We start from the raw sequence: 6,610 nt of genomic DNA on the forward strand, positions 1-6,610 counted from the left end.
TGAAGTTTCAGCTTTTGCTTGAAGCTTCAGATGTAAAGCGAGGTTTTTATGAGTACAAATCAACTTGATGTGCGCTTGGCCCATACCGAACTCCTATTTCTTTTCAAAACTTATATTCAGGCAAATATTCCAGCAATAGGACCGAAGTATGCAAATTACCCAAATGAAACAGGTGTTAACCCAGCCTTGGAATCAATTAAAGAAGTACGCCAGAAACTTAGAGTAAATGAAAAACGCTCTTTTGCCATACGTAGTGATTCCACTCTGGTAACAGGCGTTAAAAATGCTTATCAAGAATATAATTATCATGGCTTGAGAGATGTTCTTGATGAGTCAGTACACCAGTATGTCAATTGGCAAGATCGTTACGGACATCCTTCTCTTGCCGGCGAAGATGGCAAACTACTCTATGCAGGATTTGTTTGTCAGCGTAAAAATTATCTGGAGATTTTTTTATCTTCAGGACGTTTTAATCGCGTTGATCGGCAGAGTGAAGGAATTGAACCCCTAACAGAAGATCAAGTCACAGTAATTGAAACATATCTGGTTTTACAATTTAACAAGGCCTACGGCACTCAACCAGTCATTGTTTATGATACTTTGCCTGGACAGCAAGATGATGACGATTCAGCCCTCTTTTTTACGGACAAACCGTTCCCTCAAAATAAAAAATACCGCAAATACTCTCAATCTTCTATTCCTTCTGCAGTAGCGATTGCTGAGGTTGATGCTAAATACAGAAGCGCTCAGCATTATATACAGAAAAATATTAGTCCGGTTAAACCTAAATATTCTTATTCAAATGAAAATAACATTAATCCGGCTTATCAGGAAATTCATTATGTTGAGGGAGCTTTACAACTTTTTGAAAAACGGATTTGAGTGCTAAGAAGTGATTTTATTTTAGCAACAGGAGTAAAAAATGCTTATCAAAAAGAATATGGCTATATCGGATTAGCAGACACGTTTTCAAAAACACTCCACCGTTTTTTAGATTGGGATGATCGATACGGACACCCTTCTCTGACTTTAGCCACTGATACTTATGATGGGGGAGTGTTTTATGCGGGGTACATCTGTCAAAGAAAGGGTTATTTACAAGTGTATTTAGCATCAGGGCGTTACGATCGCACCGATTTAACTACAGAACAAACAGCCATTCTTGAAGCTTACATTGCAGCTCAATTTCAAGTGGCTTACGGCAACCAAGAAATTGTTTTTGATTATGCCAATCCGGACGATAGTTTTTACCACACAACCTTCTTCAGTCATGGCATCTTTCCAAAAACCAATCCTCAACGCCGCTATACCCAAACCCTAATTAGGGATATTTTGAGTGAAATTAACAGTGATAGCGATCGCCTAAAGAACATTCCATCCCTTGAGAAAGAAGAAGATGTGGCGACCAACACAATTTATAATCCTTCTTAGAGAGCTTTTTCATTATCAAGCCTTGATGAAATTAATATCATCAAGGCTTGTGAAAAATAGCTGAGACGTTTAATCATTCCCTTGGATAACCAGTGCATCATCGCCTAACAACAGGAGCAAAGATTTATAATTCTTTTCTAAAATAGAGCTTCGCCGTAGAGCCTTCATTAAGATAACCCAGTTTTTTATAAAAATCATGGGAACCATCTTCAGCTCTTCTTTGACCGGAGGTCAGATCAATAATGCAAGGGCAGAAAACCTTGGCATAGCCTTCCAGGAAATGCATTAATTTTTTACCGATACCCTGCCCCCGATACTGATTATCAACGACAAGTGCTTCGACATGAATACGAATTTTAGATGAAACAAAAATCGTCGATGTTGACCAGGCAATACAGGCAATAATTTTTTTATTATGCTCTGCAACAGCAATCCCATAAACATCTTGCTGAGTAAATAAAGCAATCCGGTTCTCGATATCTTCCAAATTTTGGGGATAACCTAACTGTTCCAGTAAAGGAAGCAAAGCTGTTGCATCCTGTTTGGCCGCACTCCTGATAATTGTCATTTTTACACTGCCTGGTCTTAAAAATATTTAATAAAAAAGGTTTTGGTCAATTTAGGATTCGTTTTATTTTCTCGTACAAACTCAACTTCATAGCCACATTTTTTATAGAAAGCAGGTGCTTGAAAAGCATTGGTCACCAAATTAATGTTGTTATAGCCCTTCCCTGTGAAATGGTCTTCCAGTGCAGTTAACAATAACCGCCCATAGCCCTGGCCGCGGATAGATTTGTCTATCCAGAGATCATCAACATAGATCTCCTCATAGACTGTAAACGCATTAAGAACCCCAAAGGCAATCTCTTGCTCGTCTAACAATAAAAAATAGAAACGCTTGTAATTGATTTCAATCCCATGCTCTTTCTCATACTCAATAAACCCTTGCTCCATTCTTGTTTCTATGTCTTCACTTAAGGTTCCAGTTAATTTTATTTGCAAGTTTTTCATGGTCTAATCGCTGCAGAATTAGTTAATTAGAAAAATCTTATCATTACTCATTGTCAGGAATGAGAATTTTATAACCAATCAACAAAATAAACTTGATCGCCCAGTTTTGATTTGGGATTATCGATGAATTATTCATTAAAGGATTTATTAGGTACTCATTCTTTTAGTGTCTCTTTTAGGACTTCTAGGCATTAACTTAACGCTTATTGCTCGTTTTATACCGCCGCCCCCATTAACGTTCAATTCTAAACTTCAGTATGATTTACTTTTAGCAGGCCTGTTGCTGCTTTTGGCATTAACACCACTCCTTGTTAAAAAACATTTATCCGTCTTGCAATGACCTTCGGTGATAAGATGCAGGAAGGCAAACAACTTGCACATCGCCTCTCACATTCATTAGAGTTATACTATTCACTAAGCCATTGCCATCAGTACTATTTCCAGGGCATTTAAGTTTAATGATCAAGACAAATGGAACCGGTAATGAATGGATACTTCTAAACTACACTAAGCTCGATTAATAGCATTTGAGGGAAAATAATGAATCAAAAAGTTTTTGTAAACCGTATCTTAAATATGAAAAAAATCAAGCTTATTGGTTTAGACATGGACCATACCCTGGTTCGTTACAATACAAAAAACTTTGAAGAGCTGGTCTTCAAACTTGTCATCGATAAGTTAATCGAGAAAAAACATTACCCTGAAATAATCAGGAGTGTAAAATTTAATTTTCACGACGCCATTCGCGGCCTGGTGATTGACAGTAAAAATGGCAATATATTAAAACTCAGTCGTTATGCAGCTATTCGTCATAGTCATCATGGTACCAGACCAATTAGCTTTGCTGAGCAGAAAAAAATTTATCGCAGTATTTATGTTGATTTAAATGATCCTAATTACATGGCAATTGACACGTCTTTTTCAATTGCCTTTTGTGTTTTATATGGCCAATTAATTGATCTTAAAGATAAACATCCGCAGGAATTTCCAAGTTATTCTACAATCGCTATCGATGTATTGAATTGCGTAGATACAGTACATTCTGATGGTAGCTTGAAGTCTTATATCAGCCAAAATCTTGATAACTATGTTATCAAGGAAAAAGAAGTTGTGGACGGACTTAAACGTCTTATTCGCCATGGAAAAAAAATATTTATCCTGACTAATTCAGAATATCATTACACCAATCTCTTGCTGGAACATACGCTTGGTCATTTCTTAAATAAAGGGGAAACTTGGCATGACCTATTCGAATACGTTATAACCTTAGCCAATAAACCACGTTTTTTTTACGATAATCTGCGATTTTTATTGATCAATCCCAGTGATGGCAAAATGACTAATCTCAATGGAAGGATTGTTCCCGGTATCTATCAGGGAGGTAGTGCCAGAAAACTTACCGACGATCTGGAAATCAATGGCGATGAAATTCTCTATATCGGCGATCATATTTATGGGGATATACTGCGATTAAAAAAAGATTGTAATTGGCGTACAGCTCTTGTAGTTGAGGAACTTGGTGAAGAAATAGATTCACATACTAAAGCCCTGCCAATAGAGAATAAGATTGTTGCTACTATGAATATAAAAAAGACATTGGAACAACAATACATTGACCTTCACACTATAAGTATTGAAAGCGAATCAAAACAATACGATGACGAATTAGCTGAATTGCAAAAGCAAATTACAGTTCTTGATACAGAAATCTCCAAATTATTACAAGAAGAGCAGACTTTCTATAATCCTCAGTGGGGACGTGTCTTCCGTGCGGGAGCAGAAGAAAGCTATTTTGCTTATCAGGTAGATCGATTCGCTTGTATCTATATGGAAAAACTTACTGATTTGCTTGCCCAATCACCAATTACCTATTTCCGAGCAAATCGGCGTCCGCTCGCTCATGATTTAGATAACTGAATTTGACAGGTTAGCAAGTCTAAAGTGATCAGAAAATGCCATCAAGAAACATTGCCAACCAAAATTAATTGTTGCCAATTCTTGCTAATTTTCTACTTGAATTTTATTCGCTGAGTCTTGCTGACCGCCCGATAAAACCAGTTGATTGACTGCATTCTGTAATGCTTTTAAATGCACTGGCTTACGCAATACTTGATTCATCCCCGATTGCAAACAACTGTCCTGTACTTCATTCACTTCTTGGGCAGTTAAACCAACAATAGGTAAAGGCTTTTTATGCATTTCTTTTTCCCATTCACGAATGCAAGGTGTTAGAGTCTTGCCCGACATACCAGGCAAATCAACATCAGTAATGATTAGGTCAAAATCATTTGTCTTTATTAATTCCAGGGCATGCTCGCCATCAACCGCTGAATAATATTGATATCCCGCCTTTTCAACAACAGTTTCAATAAGACGCAGAGCATTGATATTATCTTCAACCAGGAGAATAAGTGGCACTGTTGCTTCTTTTTGATTTACTGCGACTACAGGAATTTCGGTTGTAGGAATAATTCGAGCTATTTCATCCTCATCCCTTGGTACTTTCATAGTAAGAGTAAAATAAAAGGTTGAGCCTTTGCCTAACTCACTATTTAGGCTTATTTCCCCACCTAGTAAACCAACATATTTTTGGGCGATATGTAAACCGACACCACAACCACTATGCTTTCCCTTATACGATGGATCGGCACGAAAGAAGCGATCAAAAATTCTTACTTGTAATTCATCAGGAATACCAATGCCAGTATCTATGATGCTAAATCGCAGTTGAACATAATCATTTTCATCGGCAAGCACTCGGACCTTAATGGTGATACTACCTTTATCAGTGAATTTTATGGCATTTCCTAAAAGGTTTAAGAAAACTCTATGCAGTTTTGTACCATCCGTTATTATGCGCTGTGGAACAGCTTCATCAATTTCAATATGCAACTGTATTTTTTTCATCTGCACAGTTGGCTGCACAAGCTGAGAAATATCTTGAATGTTTTTACGCAGATCAAAAGATTCATCCTGAACATCACTTTCGCTAATATTATCGACTGAAATGAGATCCAATACCCCCTTTAACAATTCAAGTAATTGCTCACCACTTTCGTTAATCCAACGAGCATACTGTTTTTGTTCGGGATCCTGAACTTGCCTCTCTAAAAGCTTCGACATACCCACAATACCACTTAAAGGAGTATGGATATCATGGCTCATGTTAGCAATAAACTCCGTTTTAGCTTGGTTTGCAACCTCGGCATTTTCTTTTGCGCGGCGCAATGCAACTTCCATTTTCTTGCGTTCAGTGATGTCCAGAGAAATCCCTAACACACCAATAATTTCATTGTTCTTATTACGTAAAGGCACTTTCTGTGAAATATAAATAGCCATGCCATTCGCCATTACAGCGTATTCTTCTGCGGTATGTGGTATTCCCGTTTCCATTACCAAATTGTTGAGTTTGTTTAACTCTTCAGCTTGATCTTTCCAGGGCATATCGAAATTCGTTTTACCAACAATATCTTTTCTTGACGACAAATGAGCATTCTTAGCTTGTAAATCATTACACCCCAAAAAAACATTATTTCTATCTAGCCAATAAACATGTCCAGGCATCAGAGCAATAATACCTTCATAGTAATCATGAATGCTTTGTAATTCATTTTTAAATTTTTGCTTTTCTTCTTCCATACGGGCAGTCAAACGATGAATTTCGTCATTCTTTTCATCAATGATGTTTTGCAACTCTTTTATTTTTTCGAAATCCATCTTCCACCTGTGATAATCATAATATTCTCAAGACCATACCATCATAAATTAACGATTATTCTCACAAAATTCCACGAAATAAAGAGAATGCTTTGCACATTTATTATCTATCAACCCTCTTCACTATGAAAATCTACTCTTCTCTCTAGATAGTAGCAGAGATTATAACTTAATTATGAGGTACTAAGTGAGTTATTTTTCATCATTTTTTGTCATAATGAACCATTTTTGTGCTACAATTAGGAACTAAAACATAAAGGGAATACTTAAAATACTTAATATTAACCTAATAATCGTCAAGTATAATTCACTAAATTTTTTAACCAGTAGAGAACGCCACATTAGTTGGTGGATGTATAAAACGAGTTATTGTCAATTCTGGTGTATGAGCAAAATATCATCAAGCGGCCTTCCAGTCCGATTGTTCAACAACCTGCACTCCGTCTTCAAA

Annotated in this window: 6 protein-coding genes; 3 read left to right on the forward strand and 3 right to left on the reverse strand. The window is 36.8% G+C overall.

What is annotated here, in order from left to right; genetic code table 11:
- Window positions 1–48: 48 nt before the first annotated feature.
- Together Lfee_RS17435 and Lfee_RS17440 are read left to right on the forward strand one after the other, a co-directional pair.
- On the forward strand, window positions 49–882 hold the full coding sequence (locus Lfee_RS17435; RefSeq protein ID WP_175055125.1) for a hypothetical protein: 834 nt from the start codon (window positions 49–51) through the stop codon (window positions 880–882).
- A complete protein-coding gene (locus tag Lfee_RS17440; RefSeq protein ID WP_175055126.1) occupies window positions 883–1,431 on the forward strand; it encodes a hypothetical protein in 549 nt (182 codons plus the stop codon).
- A 124-nt stretch (window positions 1,432–1,555) separates the two neighbouring features.
- On the opposite strand, the gene Lfee_RS16275 is transcribed toward Lfee_RS17440, so the two are convergent.
- Both Lfee_RS16275 and Lfee_RS16280 read right to left on the reverse strand, forming a co-directional pair.
- Window positions 1,556–1,999 carry a GNAT family N-acetyltransferase gene (locus Lfee_RS16275; protein ID WP_058448012.1) on the reverse strand — a complete coding sequence of 148 codons (444 nt, stop codon included), beginning with the start codon at window positions 1,997–1,999 and terminating at the stop codon, window positions 1,556–1,558.
- 17 nt (window positions 2,000–2,016) lie between these two features.
- The gene (locus Lfee_RS16280) at window positions 2,017–2,442 is read right to left on the reverse strand and encodes a GNAT family N-acetyltransferase (protein WP_058448013.1); all 426 of its coding nucleotides are present in this window, start codon (window positions 2,440–2,442) and stop codon (window positions 2,017–2,019) included.
- A 540-nt stretch (window positions 2,443–2,982) separates the two neighbouring features.
- Here Lfee_RS16280 and Lfee_RS16285 point away from each other — a divergent pair.
- The gene (locus Lfee_RS16285) at window positions 2,983–4,359 is read left to right on the forward strand and encodes an HAD-IG family 5'-nucleotidase (RefSeq protein WP_058448014.1); all 1,377 of its coding nucleotides are present in this window, start codon (window positions 2,983–2,985) and stop codon (window positions 4,357–4,359) included.
- An 84-nt stretch (window positions 4,360–4,443) separates the two neighbouring features.
- Here the strand turns inward: Lfee_RS16285 and Lfee_RS16290 are convergent, their stop codons facing one another.
- The gene (locus Lfee_RS16290) at window positions 4,444–6,159 is read right to left on the reverse strand and encodes an ATP-binding protein (RefSeq protein WP_058448015.1); all 1,716 of its coding nucleotides are present in this window, start codon (window positions 6,157–6,159) and stop codon (window positions 4,444–4,446) included.
- Window positions 6,160–6,610: the final 451 nt, after the last annotated feature.

The organism is Legionella feeleii, from assembly GCF_001467625.1.
GTDB classification, from domain to species: Bacteria; Pseudomonadota; Gammaproteobacteria; order Legionellales; family Legionellaceae; genus Tatlockia; species Tatlockia feeleii.

Bases quoted from the DNA above. Each gene is read 5' to 3' on its own strand.
- Lfee_RS17435 (WP_175055125.1), top strand. From the start codon at position 49: ATGAGTACAAATCAACTTGATGTGCGCTTGGCCCATACCGAACTCCTA.
- Lfee_RS16275 (WP_058448012.1), bottom strand. From the start codon at position 1,999: ATGACAATTATCAGGAGTGCGGCCAAACAGGATGCAACAGCTTTGCTT.
- Lfee_RS16280 (WP_058448013.1), bottom strand. From the start codon at position 2,442: ATGAAAAACTTGCAAATAAAATTAACTGGAACCTTAAGTGAAGACATA.
- Lfee_RS16285 (WP_058448014.1), top strand. From the start codon at position 2,983: ATGAATCAAAAAGTTTTTGTAAACCGTATCTTAAATATGAAAAAAATC.
- Lfee_RS16290 (WP_058448015.1), bottom strand. From the start codon at position 6,159: ATGGATTTCGAAAAAATAAAAGAGTTGCAAAACATCATTGATGAAAAG.